This window comes from Pseudomonas sp. NPDC047961 (assembly GCF_050272435.1).
In the GTDB taxonomy this organism is placed as follows: domain Bacteria; phylum Pseudomonadota; class Gammaproteobacteria; order Pseudomonadales; family Pseudomonadaceae; genus Stutzerimonas.
Genome location: NZ_JBNNMD010000002.1, coordinates 636,040 through 654,695, shown reverse-complemented (window position 1 = coordinate 654,695; position 18,656 = coordinate 636,040). Strand labels below are relative to the sequence as shown.

At 60.9% G+C, this 18,656-nt stretch carries 17 protein-coding genes; 9 read left to right on the top strand and 8 right to left on the bottom strand.

The features are described 5' to 3' along the window. Positions 1–30: 30 nt before the first annotated feature. From rsmD to ACQKIK_RS09255, 3 genes are read right to left on the bottom strand one after another with little or no spacing between them, the layout of a single operon-like run. Entirely contained in the window at positions 31–630 is a 600-nt protein-coding gene (gene rsmD / locus ACQKIK_RS09265; protein WP_045423647.1) for a 16S rRNA (guanine(966)-N(2))-methyltransferase RsmD, read from the bottom strand. Beyond that, positions 630–2,180, bottom strand: a complete 1,551-nt coding sequence (locus tag ACQKIK_RS09260) for a M16 family metallopeptidase (RefSeq protein WP_499135684.1) — start codon at positions 2,178–2,180, stop codon at positions 630–632. Before ACQKIK_RS09260 ends, rsmD begins: the two co-directional genes overlap by 1 nt. Beyond that, complete coding sequence (locus ACQKIK_RS09255) at positions 2,173–3,525, bottom strand: M16 family metallopeptidase (RefSeq protein ID WP_499135683.1); 1,353 nt, start codon at positions 3,523–3,525, stop codon at positions 2,173–2,175. Before ACQKIK_RS09255 ends, ACQKIK_RS09260 begins: the two co-directional genes overlap by 8 nt. 239 nt (positions 3,526–3,764) lie before the next feature. On the opposite strand from ACQKIK_RS09255, the gene ftsY reads away from it, so the two are divergent. The 4 genes from ftsY (at position 3,765) to rpoH (ending at position 7,730) form a co-directional block, all read left to right on the top strand. Next, a complete protein-coding gene (ftsY, locus tag ACQKIK_RS09250) occupies positions 3,765–5,093 on the top strand; it encodes a signal recognition particle-docking protein FtsY (protein ID WP_499135682.1) in 1,329 nt (442 codons plus the stop codon). After that, a complete protein-coding gene (gene ftsE, locus ACQKIK_RS09245; protein WP_045423654.1) occupies positions 5,090–5,761 on the top strand; it encodes a cell division ATP-binding protein FtsE in 672 nt (223 codons plus the stop codon). Before ftsY ends, ftsE begins: the two co-directional genes overlap by 4 nt. Continuing rightward, on the top strand, positions 5,758–6,768 hold the full coding sequence (ftsX, locus tag ACQKIK_RS09240) for a permease-like cell division protein FtsX (RefSeq protein WP_499135681.1): 1,011 nt from the start codon (positions 5,758–5,760) through the stop codon (positions 6,766–6,768). The genes ftsE and ftsX overlap by 4 nt, the downstream gene beginning before the upstream one ends. A 107-nt stretch (positions 6,769–6,875) precedes the next feature. Beyond that, complete coding sequence (rpoH, locus tag ACQKIK_RS09235) at positions 6,876–7,730, top strand: RNA polymerase sigma factor RpoH (RefSeq protein ID WP_045423658.1); 855 nt, start codon at positions 6,876–6,878, stop codon at positions 7,728–7,730. A gap of 110 nt (positions 7,731–7,840) precedes the next feature. Here the strand turns inward: rpoH and ACQKIK_RS09230 are convergent, their stop codons facing one another. Both ACQKIK_RS09230 and mtgA read right to left on the bottom strand, forming a co-directional pair. Further along, positions 7,841–10,393, bottom strand: a complete 2,553-nt coding sequence (locus ACQKIK_RS09230; protein ID WP_499135679.1) for a hybrid sensor histidine kinase/response regulator — start codon at positions 10,391–10,393, stop codon at positions 7,841–7,843. 229 nt (positions 10,394–10,622) lie between these two features. Further along, positions 10,623–11,333: a monofunctional biosynthetic peptidoglycan transglycosylase gene (gene mtgA, locus ACQKIK_RS09225; protein ID WP_499135678.1), complete on the bottom strand. Its 711-nt coding sequence runs from the start codon at positions 11,331–11,333 to the stop codon at positions 10,623–10,625. A 71-nt stretch (positions 11,334–11,404) separates the two neighbouring features. On the opposite strand from mtgA, the gene ACQKIK_RS09220 reads away from it, so the two are divergent. The 5 genes from ACQKIK_RS09220 (at position 11,405) to ACQKIK_RS09200 (ending at position 15,255) form a co-directional block, all read left to right on the top strand. Then, positions 11,405–11,779 carry a DUF423 domain-containing protein gene (locus ACQKIK_RS09220; protein WP_499135677.1) on the top strand — a complete coding sequence of 125 codons (375 nt, stop codon included), beginning with the start codon at positions 11,405–11,407 and terminating at the stop codon, positions 11,777–11,779. A gap of 104 nt (positions 11,780–11,883) precedes the next feature. Further along, positions 11,884–12,084, top strand: coding sequence for a sulfur carrier protein ThiS (gene thiS, locus ACQKIK_RS09215; RefSeq protein WP_046161832.1), 201 nt, complete (start codon positions 11,884–11,886; stop codon positions 12,082–12,084). Positions 12,085–12,167: 83 nt separating this feature from the next. After that, positions 12,168–12,962: a thiazole synthase gene (locus ACQKIK_RS09210; RefSeq protein ID WP_045423666.1), complete on the top strand. Its 795-nt coding sequence runs from the start codon at positions 12,168–12,170 to the stop codon at positions 12,960–12,962. Positions 12,963–13,070: 108 nt separating this feature from the next. Next, a complete protein-coding gene (gene trmB, locus ACQKIK_RS09205) occupies positions 13,071–13,742 on the top strand; it encodes a tRNA (guanosine(46)-N7)-methyltransferase TrmB (RefSeq protein WP_499135899.1) in 672 nt (223 codons plus the stop codon). Between the two features lie 178 nt (positions 13,743–13,920). Further along, the gene (locus tag ACQKIK_RS09200) at positions 13,921–15,255 is read left to right on the top strand and encodes a DUF1329 domain-containing protein (RefSeq protein WP_499135676.1); all 1,335 of its coding nucleotides are present in this window, start codon (positions 13,921–13,923) and stop codon (positions 15,253–15,255) included. A gap of 54 nt (positions 15,256–15,309) precedes the next feature. On the opposite strand, the gene arcC is transcribed toward ACQKIK_RS09200, so the two are convergent. From arcC to arcA, 3 genes are read right to left on the bottom strand one after another with little or no spacing between them, the layout of a single operon-like run. Continuing rightward, positions 15,310–16,233, bottom strand: coding sequence for a carbamate kinase (arcC, locus tag ACQKIK_RS09195; RefSeq protein ID WP_499135675.1), 924 nt, complete (start codon positions 16,231–16,233; stop codon positions 15,310–15,312). Between the two features lie 28 nt (positions 16,234–16,261). After that, positions 16,262–17,272, bottom strand: coding sequence for an ornithine carbamoyltransferase (locus tag ACQKIK_RS09190; RefSeq protein ID WP_046161597.1), 1,011 nt, complete (start codon positions 17,270–17,272; stop codon positions 16,262–16,264). 53 nt (positions 17,273–17,325) lie between these two features. After that, the gene (arcA, locus tag ACQKIK_RS09185) at positions 17,326–18,582 is read right to left on the bottom strand and encodes an arginine deiminase (protein ID WP_486034859.1); all 1,257 of its coding nucleotides are present in this window, start codon (positions 18,580–18,582) and stop codon (positions 17,326–17,328) included. Positions 18,583–18,656 lie beyond the last annotated feature (74 nt).

The window sequence follows — 18,656 nt, the reverse complement described above, 5'->3', positions numbered from 1 at the left end:
TGCCCGGCCAGAAGAGCGCTGGTTTGAGGCTTAGTCTGCGCCGCTGCGCTCCCACAACGCATAGTTCACTTTGCCCGCCTGCTTTTCACGGTGCAGGCGCCAGTTCCCAGGTAGGCCAAGACTGGAGGGGGCAGCTTCGCTCTCGGTATAGACCCAGGCATGCTTAGCCAGCCAGCCCCTGTTTTCAAGCAGCTCGCAGGTAGGCTGCAGCAGGTTCTTGTTGAACGGCGGGTCCAGGAACACCAAGTCGAATGGGGTTGGGTTCTGGGTTTCGAGATAGCGCAGGGCGTCGCTTTGCAGCAACTGGCCCTGGCCGCACTTGAGCGTGTCCAGATGCTTGCGCAGATTGGCAATGGCATTGGCATTCACATCCAGCGCGAGTGCCATGCTGGCGCCGCGCGAGAGGGCTTCAAGGTAGAGCGCACCACTTCCGGTGAAGGGGTCGAGCACTCGCGCGCCAGAGAGGTACGGCGCGAGCCAGTTGAACAGTGTTTCGCGGACGCGATCGGGGGTCGGTCGCAGGCCATCGGCGTCGGGAAAACCGAAGCGTCGGCTGCGCCACTCACCGCCGATGATACGCAGCTGGCCCTGGCCCCCATGGGCGGAGGGACGGAGGGGTGGATTGGCCATCAATGCTCCGGAACGCTGCTGGGTTGTTCGAGGGGCTTCGTGCTGGGCGGTGGCAGCGGCTTCTGCTCAACCTGCGGGCCCGCGGTGACGATCACGAAGTCATCCGGGCTCAGATGCTTGTTCATCGCAGCCTTGACGTCTTCGACCGACAACGCCTGGACCTGTTGCATGAAGTCTTCAAGGTAGGTCAGTGGCAGGTCATAGAACCCGATGCTTCCCAGCTGACCGACGATGTCACTGTTGCTGGCCGTGGACAGCGGAAAGCTGCCGGCGACTTCGCGCTTGCTACGTTCCAGCTCAGCGTCGGTTGGGCCGTTCTGCAGGAAGTCGGCAACCAGTCGTTGAACCAGCTCCAGCGTACCTTCAGCCAGCTCGGCGCGGGTCTGCAGGTTGATCATGAAAGGACCAGCCACTTGCATCGGGCTAAAGCCTGAATAGACACCGTAGGTCAGGCCGCGCTTTTCACGGATTTCCTCCATCAGGCGAGTGCCGAAGCCACCGCCGCCGAGGATTTGGTTACCCAGATACAGCGCGGCGTAATCCGGATGGCCACGCGGAATCCCCAGCTGCGCCAGCATCAAATGAGTCTGGTTGGAAGGAAACTCGATGTGCTGGGTGCCGGCGGTTGGCTCGCTTGGCGAGGGTGGAGGCGGCAGGGCCGGTCCCTGAGGCAACGCTGCGGAAACCTGCGCGGCGATGGCTTCGGCCTCCTCGCGGCTGAGGTCGCCAACCAGCGCGATTACTGCATTACCGGCCGTATAACCCTTTTGATGAAACGCGCGCAGCTCCGCGACGCTGATGCCTGGGATTGACTCGGGCGTGCCTTCGCTGGAGTGGGCATAGGGATGATCGCCATACAGCTGCTCGAATAGCTCAAGGCTGGCCAGCTTTCCCGGGTTCTGTTTCTGGAATTCGAAGCCGGCAAGGACCTGGTTCTTGATTCGCTGCAACGAGTCTTCGGGAAAGGTCGGTTTGCCCACGACCTGGCTGAACAGCTGTAGCGCTTGCTCGCGCTTGTCAGCCTTGCTGAGGCTGCGCAGGCTGGCGACAGCCATGTCGCGGTAGGAACCGTTGCCAAAATTCGCGCCAAGGCCTTCGAAGCCCTCGGCGATAGCGGTGACATCTTTGCCCTCTACGCCCTCATTGAGCATGGCATTGGTCAGCATTGCCAGGCCGGGCACCCCATCATCATGGCTGCTGCCGGCGGCAAAGGTCAGACGCAGGTCGAACATGGGCAGCTGGTGCGCCTCGACGAACAGCACCTTGGCGCCACCCTCGGTCTGCCAGCTCTGGATGTCCAATTCGCGCCGGGCCAAGGGTTTGTCGCCGAGCTCGGCCAAGGACTCGAGCTGAGTGCTGGCTGCTGCAGCTTCTTCAGCCTCTTTGGCGATCGCCTGTCCGGATTCGGACGGTGTGGCGACGGTTTCCTCGGTGGGAACCGGAATCGATGCGGCGGCGTCGCTGGCTTCTTCGCTGCAGGCGGCCAGGCCGAGGCAGGACGCCAGCGCCAGGCCGAGCAGGCCGCGACGCAACAGGTGGCGATCACTCATCGCTGGACTCCTCGGGTAGAACATGGGCAACGCTCAGGCGAGAGCGGGTGAAATAGGTACGGGCGGCTTCCTGAATGTCCTCTGGGGTAACGGCTTCCAGAGCGCTGAGCTCCTCGTCCATCAGCCGCCAGGAGAGGCCAACGGTTTCCAATTGGCCGATGGTGGTGGCCTGCTGGGTAATGGAGTCGCGCTCGTAGACCAATCCGGCGATGACCTGCGCGCGGACCCGCTCCAGCTCCTCGGGGGACGGCGCGGTTTGCTTGAGCTTTTCCAGCTGCTTCCAAAGGCCCGCCTCGACTTCTTCCAGCGTTCGGCCTTTCTGCATGTTTGGTGCAGCACTCAGAACAAACAGTGTGTCGCCGCGGGCGTAGGCGTTGTACCAAGCTGAGGCGCTGGTCACCAGCTCCTCGCCGCGCTCAAGCTGCTGGGGCAGGCGTGCGCTGTAGCCGCCGTCGAGCAGCGCGCTGATCAGCCGCAGCGCATGGATCTGACTCGGCTCCTCGCTGGTGGCCAGACTCGGTGTGTTGAAGGCCATGATCAGGCTGGGTACCTGAGTCTGCACATGCAGGCGCAGCCGGCGTTCGCCGGGCTCGTCCAGTTCCAATGGGCGCTTGGCGTTCGGCACTTCCTGTTTCTCGATTGGCCCGAAGTAGCGTTCGGCCAAGGTCCGGACTTCGTCCACCGTGACGTCACCGACCACTACCAGGGTCGCATTGTTGGGCGCGTACCAGCGCTCGTACCAAGTGCGCAGATCCTCGATGGTCATCCGCTTGAGGTCGGCCATCCAGCCAATGGTCGGGATGTGATAGCCGCTGGCAGGGTAGGCCATGGCCTCGAAGCGCTCGAAGGCCAGCGCGCTGGGCTTGTCATCGGTGCGCAGCCGGCGTTCTTCCATGATGACTTCGATTTCGCGCTCGAATTCTTCCGGCGGCAGCTTGAGGCTCGCCAGGCGATCGGCTTCCAATTCGAACGCCACGGCCAGGCGATCGCGCGCCAGGACCTGGTAATAAGCGGTGTAATCGTCGCTGGTAAATGCATTTTCCTCAGCGCCCAGTTCGCGAAGAATGCGAGAGGCCTCGCCCGGGCCAAGCTTGCGGCTACCCTTGAACATCATGTGTTCGAGCGCGTGGGACAGGCCTGTCTGCCCCGGTGATTCATAGCTGGAGCCGACCTTGTACCAGAGCTGAGAGACCACAATCGGCGCCCGGTGGTCCTCGCGCACGATCACCTTAAGGCCGTTATCCAGGAAGAACTCGTGGGTGGGCTGGGCTTCGGCAGCCATCACCAGCGGAAGGTATAAGGTGCCGAGTAGCAGGGCTGCGGCGCGGCGTAGCATCAAAGGCATAGGAGAAAGGCTCGTTCAGTGATCGATCCCGCCCGCGACAATGCCGGCTGGTGAGGACACGCGGGCCATGGTACTGGTGCCCTTGTGTCAGGGCAAAGGCATATAAAGCTCGCTTTGCCAATGCAGATGACTGGGCGGATGGCCACGCTTAGCGCAGGCCGATGCGCAGTGCTAGGATAGCGCCCGTCTGGCTGGTGGCATGGCCGCCGGCGTATCGCCCTCTTGAGAAAATCTTCTCCATGTTTGGTTCCAACGACGATAAGAAGGCGCCGGCCGAGGCTGGCGAGAAGAAAGGCTTGTTTGGCTGGTTTCGCAAGAAGCCGCAGACCCCAGCGGCCGAGCCGCCGCCTGCCGAGCCGCTGGAAGACAGCCAGCCGTTCGCCGATGAGCCCGATACTGCCTTGCCCGACGAGGTAGAGACGGCGGAAGAGCCCTTGCGTTCTGAGCCTGAGGCTACCCAAGCGGAGCCCGAGGCTGCGCACGTTAAACCGGACGCTGAATTGCAGATTGAGCCCGAGCCAGCGCCGGAGCTTGTTCATCCTCAGGAAGTGCCCGAGTCGCCAATCCTCGCTGAGATTGCCGTCGAGCCTGCACCAGCACCGGCCGTACCAGAAGCGCCCGCCAAATTGGGCTTCTTTGCCCGGCTCAAACAAGGCTTGTCGAAGACCAGCGCCAGCATTGGCGAAGGCATGGCCAGTCTGTTTCTGGGCAAGAAGGCCATCGATGATGACCTGCTCGATGAGCTGGAAACCCGTCTGCTGACCGCGGATGTTGGCGTAGAGGCCACCACCGCCATCATGCAGAACCTGGCGCGCCGAGTCTCGCGCAAGGAGCTGGCCGACAGCGGCGCGTTGTACAAGGCTTTGCAGGAAGAACTGGCCAGCTTGCTCAAGCCTGTCGAGCAACCGTTGCTGATCGACAGCAGCAAGCAGCCGTTCGTGATCCTCGTGGTAGGCGTCAACGGCGTTGGCAAGACCACGACCATCGGCAAACTGGCGAAGAAGCTGCAGCTCGAAGGCAAGAAGGTCATGCTGGCCGCAGGCGATACGTTCCGTGCGGCTGCAGTCGAGCAGCTGCAGATCTGGGGTGAGCGCAACAACATCGCGGTGATCGCTCAGCACACGGGGGCGGATTCCGCTTCGGTGATCTTCGATGCAGTGCAGGCTGCCAAGGCCCGAGGCATTGACGTGCTCATCGCGGATACCGCCGGGCGCCTGCATACGAAGGACAATTTGATGGAGGAGCTGAAAAAGGTCCGTCGCGTGATGGGCAAGCTCGACGATACGGCGCCGCACGAAGTGCTGCTGGTGCTCGACGCGGGAACCGGTCAGAACGCTATCAACCAGACCAAACAGTTCAATCAGTCGGTCGAGCTGACAGGCCTGGCGCTGACCAAACTCGATGGTACCGCCAAAGGCGGTGTGATCTTTGCGCTGGCCAAGCAGTTCGGCACCCCGATCCGCTATATCGGTGTCGGTGAAGGCATCGATGATCTGCGGACCTTCGAGGCGGATGCCTTCGTCAACGCGTTGTTCGCCGAGAAAGGGACGGGCGGAGCCTCGTCATGATTCGTTTCGAACAGGTGGGCAAGCGCTATCCCAACGGCCACGTCGGATTGCACGAACTTTCCTTTCACGTGAAGCGCGGTGAGTTCCTCTTCGTCACCGGTCACTCCGGTGCAGGCAAGAGCACCTTGTTGCGCTTGCTGCTGGCGATGGAAAGACCTAGCAGTGGCAAGCTGCTGTTGGCCGGCCAGGACCTATCGCGAATCAGCAATGCGCAGATTCCCTTTCTCCGGCGGCAGATCGGTGTGGTATTTCAGAACCATCAGCTGCTGTTTGATCGCACCGTGTTCGATAACGCCGCATTGCCCTTGCAAATCCTCGGTTTGAACAAGCGCGAAATTGGCCAGCGCGTGATGACCGCGCTGGAGCGTGTCAGTCTCAAGGACAAAGCACTGCAATACCCTTCCGATCTCTCTACGGGCCAGCAGCAGCGCGTCGGCATCGCCCGCGCCGTGGTGCACCGTCCGGCGTTGCTGCTTGCCGACGAGCCGACCGGTAACCTCGATCCGCGGCTGGCAGCCGAAATCATGGGCGTATTCGAAGATATCAACCGTCTCGGTACCACCGTGCTGATTGCCAGCCACGATCTGGCGCTGATCGCCCGTATGCGTCATCGCATGCTCACACTGCAGCGTGGTCGATTGATCGGCGATGGAGAGGCCACCCGATGAGCGCACCCGAGCAGAACCCGAACCCAGCTGAACGCGCGGGCGGTGTACGCAACAAGCCCGAGCAGCCCAGAAGCGACGAGCCGGACTTCAAAGCCTTGTTTCATGCCTGGGTGGAAAGCCACCGGGCCAGCGTGGTCGATAGTGTCGGCAGGCTGATCAAACAACCGATCGGTAGCTTTTTTACCTGTCTGGTCATGGCGGTCGCGTTGAGCTTGCCGATGGGCTTGGCACTGTTGCTGGACAATGTCGAGCGGCTCGGTGGCTCCTGGCAGCGGGCAGCCCAGATTTCGCTGTTTATGCAGCTGGATGTGGATGCGGCTCAGGGGCAAGCGCTTCGCGAGCAGATCCTGGCGATGCCGGACGTGTCCGAAGCCAGCTGGATCAGTCGAGAACAGGCGCTGGAGGAATTTCAGCAGCTGTCGGGGCTTGGCGAGGCCTTGCGAGAACTGCCGGAAAACCCGCTGCCCGGTGTGATCCTGGTGACGCCTAACGAAGTTGATCGCGATAACCTCGAGGCGCTGCGCCAACGCTTGTCGGAGTTGCCCGGGGTCGAGCAGGCCCAGTTGGACCTGCTATGGGTCGAACGGCTGACCGCCATTCTCAAACTGGGTGATCGGTTCGTGTTCGGCCTTAGCCTGTTGCTGATTGCCACGCTGCTACTGGTGATTGGCAATACCATCCGTTTGCACATCGAAAACCGCCGCACCGAGATTGAGGTGGTCAAACTAGTCGGCGGAACCGACGGCTATGTGCGGCGCCCGTTTCTCTACATGGGTGCGTTGTACGGGCTGGGAGCGGGCCTGATTGCCTGGGGCTTGCTCGCCTATGGGCTCGGCTGGTTGAACGAGGCTGTCATTGGATTGGCTGGCTTGTATGGCAGTAATTTTGGCTTGGCGGGCGTACCAGCCGACGATGGGCTGTCCCTTGTGCTTGGAGCCGTGCTGCTGGGTTACATAGGCGCTTGGCTTGCCGTTGCGAGGCATTTGAGCGAGCTTTCACCGCGCTAACCTGTTGATATATATGGCTTTAGGTAGCTGTAAGGAAACTTTTCCACAGGCTTGCAGTCTCATGCGGCAGTGCTAAACTGCTGCAGCTTCATTTTTGGAGGACCTGCATGACATCTAATCTCCAACCTGTTCAAGCTCTGGTCCCGGGAGGCAATCTCGAGGCCTATGTGCAGACGGTCAACAGCATTCCGCTGCTCACGGTCGAGCAGGAACGCGACTTGGCCGGGCGTCTGTTCTACCAACAGGACCTCGAGGCCGCCCGTCAGATGGTGCTGGCCCACCTGCGTTTCGTTGTGCATATCGCCCGTAGTTATTCCGGCTATGGTCTGGCACAGGCCGATCTGATCCAGGAAGGCAATGTCGGCCTGATGAAGGCGGTTAAGCGCTTCAACCCTGAAATGGGCGTGCGCTTGGTTTCCTTTGCCGTGCATTGGATCAAGGCCGAAATCCACGAGTTCATCCTGCGCAACTGGCGCATCGTAAAAGTTGCCACGACCAAAGCGCAACGCAAGCTGTTCTTCAATCTGCGTAGTCAGAAGAAGCGTCTGGCCTGGCTGAACAATGACGAGGTCGAGCGGGTTGCCGACAGCCTCGGCGTTGAGGCGCGCGAAGTCCGCGAGATGGAAAGCCGTCTCACAGGGCATGACATGGCTTTCGATCCATCTGCCGACGCGGATGATGACAGCGCCTACCAGTCGCCAGCGCATTATCTCGAAGATCATCGTTACGACCCGGCGCGGCAGCTCGAAGATGCCGACTGGAGCGATAACTCAAATACGAATCTGCACGAGGCGCTGGACACGCTGGATGAGCGTAGCCGCGATATCCTCCAGCAGCGTTGGCTGAGTGATACCAAAGCGACGCTGCATGATCTCGCCGCCAAGTATGGGGTTTCTGCGGAGCGGATTCGTCAGCTTGAAAAGAATGCGATGAACAAGCTCAAGGGTTCAATCCAGGCTTGATAGCCGAAGCCTGAGCTTTCTAGTCCAGAGCCCAAAGGCGCTGCAACTGCAGCGCCTTTTTTTATGCCGTTGGCCGGCGAAGGGTGACTGCAGCTGGATGGTCGCCGGGATTAGCGGCAATGCCTGGAATGTTCCAAGGTGTCGGTCAGAGCGATCAGCAGTTGTGCCGCGCTGATGGGTTTGTGTAGCCAGGTGATGCTCGTGTCTTCAGCGTTCTGCTCGAAATGGCTGGCGGCCGATATCACGATGATCGGCAGATCTTGCGTGCCAGGGTTGCTGCGTACTTCGTCAATCAGCTCACGTCCGCTGCCGTCGGGCAAATGCAAATCGAGTGTCATTGCCTCATAACGGGTACTGGCAAGCTTGCCTCGTGCCGCGTGCAGGCTCTGAACGCGGTCAACCGCGTAACCGGCATCGCGTAGCATCAGCAACAGTAACCGGCCGGTGTCCGGCTCGTCTTCGATTACCAGTAGGCGAGGCTGGCCCTGGTCTGGTGCCACAGTGGCCGATTCGACTATGGGCAGCTCACACCAGAACGTTGTGCCTTGGCCCTCGGCTGTATCAAAGCCGACACGACCGCCCATCCGCTCGATGAATTCCTTGGTGATGGCAAGCCCCAGGCCGGTGCCCCCTTTCTGGCGACTGTCGGACGCATCCGCTTGAGCAAATTTCTCGAATACACGGTTCTGGAAACTTAGCGGGATGCCCGGCCCCTGATCGGTGACGCTGATGCGGACATGGCCGGCATTGGGCTGGCTGCAATGCAGCGTGACCTGGCCACCTTCCGGCGTGTACTTGATGGCGTTCGAAAGAAAGTTGCTCAGCACCTGCTGCAGGCGCAATCCGTCGACCCATACGTGCACATTGATCGGGTCACGGAGTATGCAGCTCACCCCGAAATGCGAGGCGAAAGCCTGGTTGCTGGTCAGCGCCTCATCCAGCAGTTGGCGCAGCGAGTGCTCGCGCATATCGAAGGTCATCTTGCCTGCGGTGATTTTTTCCATGTCCAACAGGTCATTGATCAGGTAACCCAACCGCAAGCTGTTGCGGTGCGCGATTTCGAGCATCTGCTGGATGGCGGGAGGCGCCTCGCCCAGGGCGCCGCCGGTGATCAGGCCCAGGGCGCCGCTGATGGATGTCAGTGGGGTGCGCAGCTCATGGCTTACCGTCGAGACGAACTCGTCTTTCATCTGTTCGATGCGCTTGTGTTCGGTCAGGTCCATGCTGGTGCCGCTGATGCGCAGCGGCTGGCCGTTGCGGTCGCGCTGGATGTAGCCGCGGATCAGCACAGGCGTGATTTTGCCGCTTTTATGCTGCAGGCGTAGCTCGGTGGTGAAGTGATCGACTGGGGAGAGCATGGTCCGGGCCAGCTGAGTCCGCGCTTGAGGCAGGTCCTCGGCTACGACGAGTCGCTCCCAGAGCTTGAGATCCGAACTGAGCTCGCCGGGACGGTAGCCGAGCATGTGCCAGGCGCGCGGCGATGCATAGAAGGTCCCGGCATCCAGGTTCATGTCCCACAGCCCGTCATTGCTGCCTTTGAGCGCAAGGCTTAGGCGCTCTTCACTGAGCTGAAGGGCACGTTTGTTTTCCCGGATGTCTTCGGTCATCTGCTGGGCCAGCGCCTCAGCACGGCGGCGTCTGAGCGACAACGAAAACGTCAGGAGGAACAATAGTGCGCTCAGGCCAGTACCAAGGCCCGCTATCAGCCCTTTGTTGGTGTGAAAGAACTGCTCGAAGGCCGGCCGACTCTCCAGGCGCAGCGTCCATGTCTGGCCATAAAGACCCAGCTGCACTTCCTTGCTGTACTGGGCTTGCCCGGCCATAGGTGCATCTCGACTGGCAAAGATAAGCTGCTCGGTTTGCTCGGTATCGCCTGCGTAAATGCGCAAGCTGAGGTTCGGATTGGCTGCGCCCAGAATGCCTCGCATCAGGTCGTCGAGCCGATAAGGGCTGTAGACGAAGCCCTTTAGCGCTTGCAGGCGTTGTGTCACGGCAGTTAACGGCTCCCCATCACTGTACAGCGGCACGTACATGAGGACGCCTGCTTGTACCTTGCCGTGGGTTTCCTGGCGTAACGTCACTTTCCCGGTAATCTGGGTTGTTCCAGTTTCGGCAGCGCTGAGCATGGCCTGTCGGCGAACCGGCTCGGAGAACATGTCAAAGCCGAAAGCGGCCAGGTTGCGATCACGGAAGGGCTCGAGGAAGACGATTGGCGTATAGAACGAGCGGTCCGCCGCTTGCGGGTAAACATCGTAGTCGCTATATCCCTCAGCCCGGACGTTCTGCACATGCGCTTCGAGGTCCGACGGCAATAGGGCCTTGGCAAAACCGACACCTTGAATGCCCGGGTAGCGTTCGGCCAGTTGCAGCCGGTCGTTGTATTCACGCCATTGTTCTCGCGACACCTCTCCGGCGGCGTCGAACAGTCCGGCTGCTCCGAGCAGAATCTGCTCGTGGTCGGTCATGCGTTTTTGAATGGCTTCAATGGTCGTGTTCACCAGCAAGTCGAACTGCTTGAGCGCGGCCCGCTCTTCTTTCATCTGAAGATGATTGAGGAGCGCAAGCTGTACCAATAGCGCTAACGCCAGTACAAGCCAGGCGATGCTGTTACGCCAGTGAAAGAACTGCCGCACCTTGCCGAAAGGTGCACTGGTTTCGCTCATGCTGTCTGCCGTGCGTTAGTGACGAGTGGCGAGAATATCAGACGCCTGTCTTGCGACCGCCCTTACATGCGGCTCGTGGCCCGGCATTGCCACATATTCATCGCAGCTTACTCGCTGAGATGGCGCACTGCCATAACGCCCCGACAGAGCGTACTGGCTGGTGGTCTTGCGCGTGTGAGGGCGCTGAGGCGCTGGAGCCGACCCGTCGCCGTATCGTTCCGGTTTGCCTTCAGCGTGCCTCGCTCGCCTGTAGTTTGTTCAGGTAACCGCTGCCGCCCAATTGCCTCACCTGCTTTCGAATCCAGGCGGCGCGACTGCGCACGTGCGGACCGGGTTGGCCGGCATCCCACTCCCGAGGGTTAGGCAGTACAGCGGCCAGCTGGCTAGCCTGATTGACGGATAGGTAGGGTGCGCCAATCCCGAAGTGATGTTGTGCAGCTGCTTCGGCGCCGAATATCCCACTGCCCCATTCGACACTGTTCAGGTAGACCTCCAGAATCCGTTGTTTCGGCCAGAGCAGCTCGATCCAGCCGGTGAACCAGACTTCAAGGCCCTTGCGCAGCCAGCTACGCCCCGACCAGAGAAACAGGTTCTTCGCCACCTGCTGGCTCAGAGTGCTGGCGCCACGCAGCGAGCCGCCACGTTCGTTATGCTCGAATGCAGCTCGAATTGCCGCAACATCGAAACCCCAATGATCGGCGAACTTCTGGTCTTCGGCTGCGATGACCGACATCTTCAAGTCGTCCGGCAGTTGTTTCCAGGGCCGCCAGCTACGTTGCAGGTCAATGCCTTCACCACTGGTCCAGGATTCGACCTTGCGTTCAACCATCAGCGCAGTGAAGGGCGGCGGCACCCAGCGCAGCACCAGCACCAGCAACACGGACAGTGCCGTCAGCCATAGCAGCAGTTTGGTCAGTCGGCGTAGCAGGGCTCGAAGCATGGGGCGTGGTCGCAACCGGGGAGAACGGGCATTATAACGGTGCATACAGTCCCTGACCGGAAGGCCCCCGAATGATTCGCCCGTTTCTTATGCTCGCCGGATTCTTCGGCTTGACCGGCGTCGCCCTCGGCGCGTTCGCAGCCCATGGTTTGAAGAGCCGCCTGGCTGCTGACTATCTCGCTGTGTTTCAGACCGGCGTGCACTATCAACTGATCCACGCGCTGGCATTATTCGGCATCGCCTTGCTGGCGTTGCATGCGCCGAGCCGTCTGCTGGTCGCAGCAGGCAGCTTGTTTACGCTGGGTGTCCTGCTGTTCTCCGGCAGTCTCTACCTGCTGACCCTGACCGGTGTCGGCAAGCTCGGCATTATCACTCCGATTGGCGGCGCGGCGTTCCTGGCCGGCTGGATCTGTCTGATGCTGGCCGCCTGGAATCTGCGTGGCTGATTGACGGAGCGGTTCGGGTGGAGATGAATGGTGGAAGCTGTTGCCTTGGTGGACCGAGTCGATCGGGCTAGAATGCTGGCCCTTTTGCAATGGTGGCGATCACTATGCATATCCAGTTGAACGGTGAGCGCTATGAGCTCCCGGACGGCCAGTCGGTGGCTGATCTGCTGCAGCGCCTGGAGCTGACCGGGCGCCGGCTAGCGGTCGAACTCAACCGCGACATCGTGCCACGCAGCCAGCATGCCGCGACGGTTCTGGTCGAAGGCGATCAGATCGAAATCGTGCATGCCATTGGCGGTGGCTGACCCACTCGCCGCATTGATATTCCCCGACGCCGCCCGTGCAGCAGCGTACTTCTCGCTTCATTAGGTCTGAACAGGATGGTCGCATGAGCCCAGTTCCGCACGACAAACCCTTCACGCTTGCCGGTCGCACCTATCAATCGCGTCTGCTGGTGGGCACCGGTAAATACAAGGATCTCGAGGAAACCCGCGCGGCCATCGAGGCCTCTGGCGCGGAGATCGTCACCGTGGCGGTACGCCGTACCAACATCGGCCAGAACCCGGGCGAGCCTAATCTGCTGGATGTGATCTCGCCAGACCGCTACACGATCCTGCCGAACACCGCGGGCTGCTACGACGCCGAAGAGGCCGTGCGCACCTGCCGCCTGGCCCGTGAACTGCTCGATGGGCACCGGTTGGTCAAGCTGGAAGTGTTGGCCGACCAAAAAACCCTGTTTCCCAACGTCATCGAAACCCTCAAGGCCGCTGAAGTATTGGTCAAGGATGGCTTCGACGTGATGGTGTACACCAGCGACGATCCGATCATTGCCCGCCAGCTGGCCGACATGGGCTGCATTGCGGTGATGCCGCTGGCCGGTCTGATCGGCACGGGTTTGGGCATCTGCAACCCATACAACCTGCGCATCATCCTCGAGGAGGCCAAGGTGCCGGTGCTTGTGGACGCAGGCGTCGGCACGGCATCCGACGCAACCATCGCGATGGAGCTGGGTTGTGAGGCGGTGCTGATGAACAGCGCCATCGCTCATGCGCAGAACCCTGTGCTGATGGCTGAGGCCATGAAGTATGCGATCGACGCCGGCCGCTTAGCCTACCTGGCTGGCCGCATGCCGAAAAAACTCTATGCCAGCGCTTCCTCGCCTCTGGAAGGCCTGATCCGCTAATCCTTCTCCTCCCGTCTCAGGCCGCGTGCTCGATCGCGCGGCCGGTCCTCTTTATCTGTAGGTTCGTTCATGAGTGACACTCCAATTCCGGCCGAGGGCCAACGGCGCATGCGCACCATCAAAAGCTTTGTGATGCGTGCCGGTCGCATGACCGAAGGACAGCAACGAGGTCTGGATCAGGGCTGGCCCCGGTTCGGCCTGGAACTGGCAGATGGGTTGCGCGATTTCGATCAGGTCTTTGCTCGGCAGGCACCACGCACGTTCGAGATCGGCTTTGGCATGGGCCACTCCACGCTGGAAATGGCCGCGGCGGCGCCGGAACAGGATTTCATTGCGGTCGAAGTGCACTCGCCGGGCGTAGGGGCCCTGCTAAACGGACTTCTGTCACAGAATCTGAATAACGTGCGGATCTACAGTTGCGATGCGCTTGAAGTGCTGCGTGAATGCGTCCCCGATGCGAGCCTGGACCGGGTCCTGCTGTTTTTCCCTGATCCCTGGCATAAGAGTCGTCATCACAAACGGCGCATCGTCCAACCGGCATTCGCCGAGTTGGTCCGGCAGAAACTCAAGGTCGGCGGCGTGTTGCATATGGCGACCGACTGGGAGGCCTATGCCGAGCACATGCTCGACGTTATGAACGTCGCGCCTGGCTACCGTAACCAGGCCGTAAACGGGCAGTACGTTGATCGTCCGCAGGAGCGCCCGACCACCAAGTTCGAACGGCGCGGTGAGCGCCTCGGCCACGGCGTCTGGGACCTCAAGTTCGAGCGCATCGACTGACTCGCTGAAAAGAAATACGTGCCACCGCGACATCCACCAAAGCCGCGACCAAGCGGCCCAGGGACGATCCAATAACGAAAAATGCCAGGACGGCACGATCCCAACGCATCAACGAGTGCTCTGCCTGCGGGCAAGAGCCGTCATCTGCCGCGCCAGCCGCGCTGCAAGGAGCAAACAGATGTACAGGAAATTTGGAATTCTGCTGCTGGCGGCCTGTGCCAGCCAGGCTCATGCCAAGGTCGACGAGATGCAGGCCGTGCGCCTGGGTCAGGACCTGACCCCGCTGGGTGCCGAGCGCGCCGGTAACGCCGCCGGCACCATTCCCGCTTGGACCGGAGGTGTGCAACCACCTGCAGGCTACGAAGCCGGCATGCACCATCCGGACCCTTTTGCGGCCGATCCGATGCTCTACCGAGTGGACCAGAGCAATGTGGCTCAGTACGCCGCATTGTTGCCGGAGGGGCTGCGAGCGCTGGTCGAGCGGCATCCGGACTTTCATATGCGGGTATTTCCAACCCGTCGCAGCGCCAGCAACCCACAGCGCATCTATGACGCCACGCGACTGAATGCGGTCAATGCCGAGCTGATCGCCAACGGCAACGGGATCAAGGGTGCCTCAGCGGGTATTCCATTTCCCATCCCGCAGGACGGGATGGAGGTGATCTGGAACCATGTTCTGCATTACAAGGGCGACCAGACTCACTTCGTGAACAATCAGGCCGTGGTGATCAACGGAAACCCGAGCTATATCAAACGGGATCGGCAGATCTATTACGTTTTTAACCGTGAGGGCATGAGCCAGGCCGACCTGGACAACACCTCGCTGTACTACAAGTACCGTGTCACTGCGCCGGCCAAACTGTCAGGTACCGCCCTGGTGGTCCAGGATCCGCTCGACCAAGTGCTGGCGGTACGCAAGGCCTGGCGCTACAGCCCGGCTGATCGCCGCGTACGTCGTTTGCCGTCGCTCGCCTACGATTCGCTGCAGCCCGACACTAGCGGCCTGGCTACAGCGGACGTGGTGGACTCCTTCAATGGCGCACCGGATCGCTATGAGTGGCAGCTGGTTGCCAAGCGCGAAATGCTGGTGCCCTACAACAGCTACGCGGTGCATCAGAAGGGCATTCCCTACGATAAAATCGTCGGTCCGCGAACCTTGAATCCGGAACTGTTGCGTTATGAGTTGCATCGGGTCTGGGTCGTCGACGCCACACTGCGCAAGGGCTTCAGTCACCCCTACGACAAGCGCCGGTTCTATGTCGATGAGGACAGCTGGTCGATTCTGGCTGTGGACCTGTTTGATGAAAAGGGCGAGCTGATCGGGCTGCAGGAAAGCCATCCAATCAGCTATTACGACGTGCCGATGTTCAACAGCACCGTCGAAACGCTCTATCACCTGAAAGACGACAACTACTTTGTTGACGGTCTGGATAACAATGAGTCGATGTATGACTTCAGTGCCCGGCTCGGCCCGCGTGACTTCTCACCGGCGGCGCTGCGACGCGGCAACTAAGCAGCACTGGCTGAGAGCAGCAAGGGCGCCCGCGGGCGCCCTTGTGGTTTTTGGCTATGACACGCCGTGTGCCGACAGGCTGACGCGGCTTCCGGCGCGGCCCTGCACGATCGCTTCGATGTCGGCCAGCGAGCCGATTACCGCAGCTTTGCCGGTGTTGCGGGCAAACTCACATGCTGCCTGAACCTTCGGCCCCATCGACCCTGCGGCAAAGCCCAACAGTTCCAGCTGGTCGGGATGGGCCTCGTTGATGCGGCGCTGCTGCGGCGCGCCCCAGTCCAGGTAGACCCCGTCGACATCCGTGGCGATCACCAGTAGATCGGCTTCGAGCTGCTCGGCCAGTAGCGCCGAGCAGAGGTCCTTGTCGATCACTGCCTCGACGCCTTGCAGGTGCCCGTTCTGGTCGTACACCGTAGGTATGCCACCGCCGCCAGCGCAAATAACCACGCTGCCTTTTTCCAGCAGCCAGCGGATCGGCCTGATCTCGAAAATCCGCTTCGGTCGCGGGCTTGGAACAACTCGGCGGAAACGTTCGCCATCGGCAGCGATGTGCCAGCCTTTTTCACTGGCCAGTCGTTCGGCCTCTTCGCGGCTGTACACCGGGCCGATCGGCTTGCTCGGGTTGGCGAACGCCGGGTCAGCAGCATCCACCTCCACTTGCGTGAGCAGGGTGGCGAAGGGCACCTCGAAGGGCAGCAGATTGCCTAGCTCCTGCTCGATAATGTAGCCGATCATGCCTTCGGTCTCGGCACCGAGTACATCCAGCGGGTAACCGGGCACGTCCGTGTAGGCAGCTCCCTGCAGGGCCAGCAGCCCAACCTGTGGGCCGTTGCCGTGGGCGATTACCAGCTCATTACCGGGCGAGATGCGGGCAATCTGGCTGCAAGCGGTTCTGACATTCTCTCGCTGGTTGTCGGCGCTCAGTGGTTCGCCTCTGCGAAGCAGGGCGTTGCCACCCAGTGCAATCACGATGCGCATGCTATGTCCTCCTGGTACGTCTAGTGGCTTAGACGTCTGCAAGCGTCGAGACGAGAATTGCCTTGATGGTGTGCATGCGGTTTTCCGCTTGCTCGAAGGCAATGTTGTAGGGCGACTCGAACACGTCCTCGGTCACCTCGATGCCATTGGCCAGGTGCGGGTACTTGGCCGCAATCTCCTTGCCCACCTTGGTATCGCTGTTATGAAACGCCGGCAGGCAGTGCATGAACTTGCTGCGCGGGTTGCCGGTCGCCTGCATGAGCGCCGTGTTCACCTGATAGGGGAGCAGCTGCTCGATACGCTCGGCCCAGGCCTCGACCGGCTCACCCATGGACACCCACACATCGGTGTGGACGAAGTCGACACCTTCTACGGCTGCGATCGGGTCCTCGGTAAGTGTCAGCCGCGCGCCGCTCTGTGCGGCGAAATCTTGACAGGCCTTGATGTGCGCTTCGCTTGGCCAGAGTGCGCGGGGCGCAGCGATGCGTACGTCCATGCCCAACTTGGCACCGATCAACAGCAAGGAATTACCCATGTTGTTGCGCGCATCGCCGAGGTAGGCATAGCTGATCTGATGCAGCGCCTTGTCGCTGTGCTCGCGCATGGTCATCACGTCGGCAATCATCTGCGTGGGGTGATATTCATCCGTCAGGCCGTTGTAGACCGGCACGCCGGCGTAGCGGGCCAGTTCCTCGACGATCTCCTGCTTGAAACCGCGGTACTCGATGGCGTCGTACATGCGTCCCAGCACGCGCGCGGTGTCCTTCATGCTCTCCTTATGGCCGATTTGAGAGGAGTTGGGATCGATGTAGGTGACGTTCGCTCCCTGGTCATAGGCCGCCACCTCGAAGGCGCAACGGGTGCGGGTAGAGGTTTTTTCAAAGATCAGCGCGATATTCTTGCCCTTCAGATGCTGGCGCTCGGTACCTGTGTATTTGGCGCGCTTTAGATCACGGGACAGGTCGAGCAGGTGGCGCAGCTCGCGTTCGCTGTGGTGCATCAGGCTGAGCAGGCTACGGTTGTGGATATTGAAGGGCATGATGAGCATTCCTCTGATGTGGGCGTGCCGGGCGAAGCTCGCCCGGACTGTGATCAATAGTCGATGGCGTCGCGAATGATCGGGCAGGTCATGCAGTGGCCACCGCCACGGCCTCGTCCAAGCTCGCTGGCGCTGATGGTGATGACTTCGACACCGGCTTTGCGCAGCATGGTATTGGTGAAGGTGTTGCGGTCGTAGCCGATGACTACGCCCGGCTCCAGCGCGACGACGTTGTTGCCGTCGTCCCATTGCTCACGCTCGACTTCATAGCTATCGCCGCCCGTTTCGACTACGCGTAAAGCGGGTAAGCCCAGGGCCTCGGCCACGACCTGAAGGAAGCTCGAACTCTCGCGACGCAGATCGATGCCGCCTGGTTTGCTCTCGTCTGGTCGCAGGCTGAACGCGACGATGCCCTGAACGACGTCTGGATAGATCGTCACCAGGTCGCGATCGCAGAAGCTGAACACAGTGTCCAGGTGCATCGCCGAGCGCGAACGCGGCAGACCGGCGACGATCACTCGCTCGGCTGCACCTTGGCGAAACAGTGATTGGGCCAATTGGCCGATTGCTTGGCGGGAACTGCGCTCACCCATTCCGATCAGGACCACGCCATTGCCGATGGGCATCACGTCGCCGCCTTCGAGCGTCGCCAGGCCGTGGTCGAGTTCGGGGTCGCCGTACCAGATCTTAAAGTCCTGATCGGCAAACTCGGGATGGAAGCGGTAGATCGCCGCGGTGAGCAGGGTTTCCTGACGCCGTGCTGTCCAGTGCATGGGGTTAAGCGATACGCCCCCATAGATCCAGCAACTGGTGTCGCGGGTGAAAATCGTGTTGGGCAGCGGCGGCAGGATGAAGCTGGAGTGGCCGAGGAAATCACGGAACAGGCTGACGATCTCGCCGCTGTGAGTGCCGGGCAGGTCACTGCCTGATACGCCGCCGATCAAGTACTCCGCGAGGTGTCGGGGCTGTTGCTCCTCGAGCCAGCTGCGCACTTCATTCTGCAGACCAGTGCCGACCTGGTTCGCAGTGATCTTGCGGTCAAGAATCCATTTCAGCGCCTCTGGATTGCTTACCGTCTCGGTCAGCAGGTTATGCATCTCGAGGACTTCGACCCCTCGCTCACGCATCTTGGTGACGAAATCGAAGTGATCGCGCTTGGCCTGGTTTACCCACATCACATCATCGAACAACAGTTCGTCGCAGTTGGTCGGGGTCAGCCGTTGGTGGGCAAGGCCTGGCGAGCAGACCATCACCTTGCGCAGTTTGCCGGCTTCGGAATGGACACCCAGTTTCTGGGGTTGCGGGGTCATAGCAGTTCTCCTAGCAGTCTTCGCACCGGTAGGTGCTCAGTGGTTCGCCATCGCTCGTGGCAATGGTCGAGGAG

Bases quoted from the DNA above. Each gene is read 5' to 3' on its own strand.
- ACQKIK_RS09210 (WP_045423666.1), top strand. From the start codon at position 12,168: ATGAGCCCAGTTCCGCACGACAAACCCTTCACGCTTGCCGGTCGCACC.
- ACQKIK_RS09260 (WP_499135684.1), bottom strand. From the start codon at position 2,180: ATGAGTGATCGCCACCTGTTGCGTCGCGGCCTGCTCGGCCTGGCGCTG.
- rsmD (WP_045423647.1), bottom strand. From the start codon at position 630: ATGGCCAATCCACCCCTCCGTCCCTCCGCCCATGGGGGCCAGGGCCAG.
- arcA (WP_486034859.1), bottom strand. From the start codon at position 18,582: ATGACCCCGCAACCCCAGAAACTGGGTGTCCATTCCGAAGCCGGCAAA.
- trmB (WP_499135899.1), top strand. From the start codon at position 13,071: ATGCGCACCATCAAAAGCTTTGTGATGCGTGCCGGTCGCATGACCGAA.
- thiS (WP_046161832.1), top strand. From the start codon at position 11,884: ATGCATATCCAGTTGAACGGTGAGCGCTATGAGCTCCCGGACGGCCAG.
- ACQKIK_RS09230 (WP_499135679.1), bottom strand. From the start codon at position 10,393: ATGAGCGAAACCAGTGCACCTTTCGGCAAGGTGCGGCAGTTCTTTCAC.
- arcC (WP_499135675.1), bottom strand. From the start codon at position 16,233: ATGCGCATCGTGATTGCACTGGGTGGCAACGCCCTGCTTCGCAGAGGC.
- ACQKIK_RS09200 (WP_499135676.1), top strand. From the start codon at position 13,921: ATGTACAGGAAATTTGGAATTCTGCTGCTGGCGGCCTGTGCCAGCCAG.
- ftsX (WP_499135681.1), top strand. From the start codon at position 5,758: ATGAGCGCACCCGAGCAGAACCCGAACCCAGCTGAACGCGCGGGCGGT.
- ftsE (WP_045423654.1), top strand. From the start codon at position 5,090: ATGATTCGTTTCGAACAGGTGGGCAAGCGCTATCCCAACGGCCACGTC.
- ftsY (WP_499135682.1), top strand. From the start codon at position 3,765: ATGTTTGGTTCCAACGACGATAAGAAGGCGCCGGCCGAGGCTGGCGAG.
- ACQKIK_RS09255 (WP_499135683.1), bottom strand. From the start codon at position 3,525: ATGCCTTTGATGCTACGCCGCGCCGCAGCCCTGCTACTCGGCACCTTA.
- mtgA (WP_499135678.1), bottom strand. From the start codon at position 11,333: ATGCTTCGAGCCCTGCTACGCCGACTGACCAAACTGCTGCTATGGCTG.
- ACQKIK_RS09190 (WP_046161597.1), bottom strand. From the start codon at position 17,272: ATGCCCTTCAATATCCACAACCGTAGCCTGCTCAGCCTGATGCACCAC.
- rpoH (WP_045423658.1), top strand. From the start codon at position 6,876: ATGACATCTAATCTCCAACCTGTTCAAGCTCTGGTCCCGGGAGGCAAT.
- ACQKIK_RS09220 (WP_499135677.1), top strand. From the start codon at position 11,405: ATGATTCGCCCGTTTCTTATGCTCGCCGGATTCTTCGGCTTGACCGGC.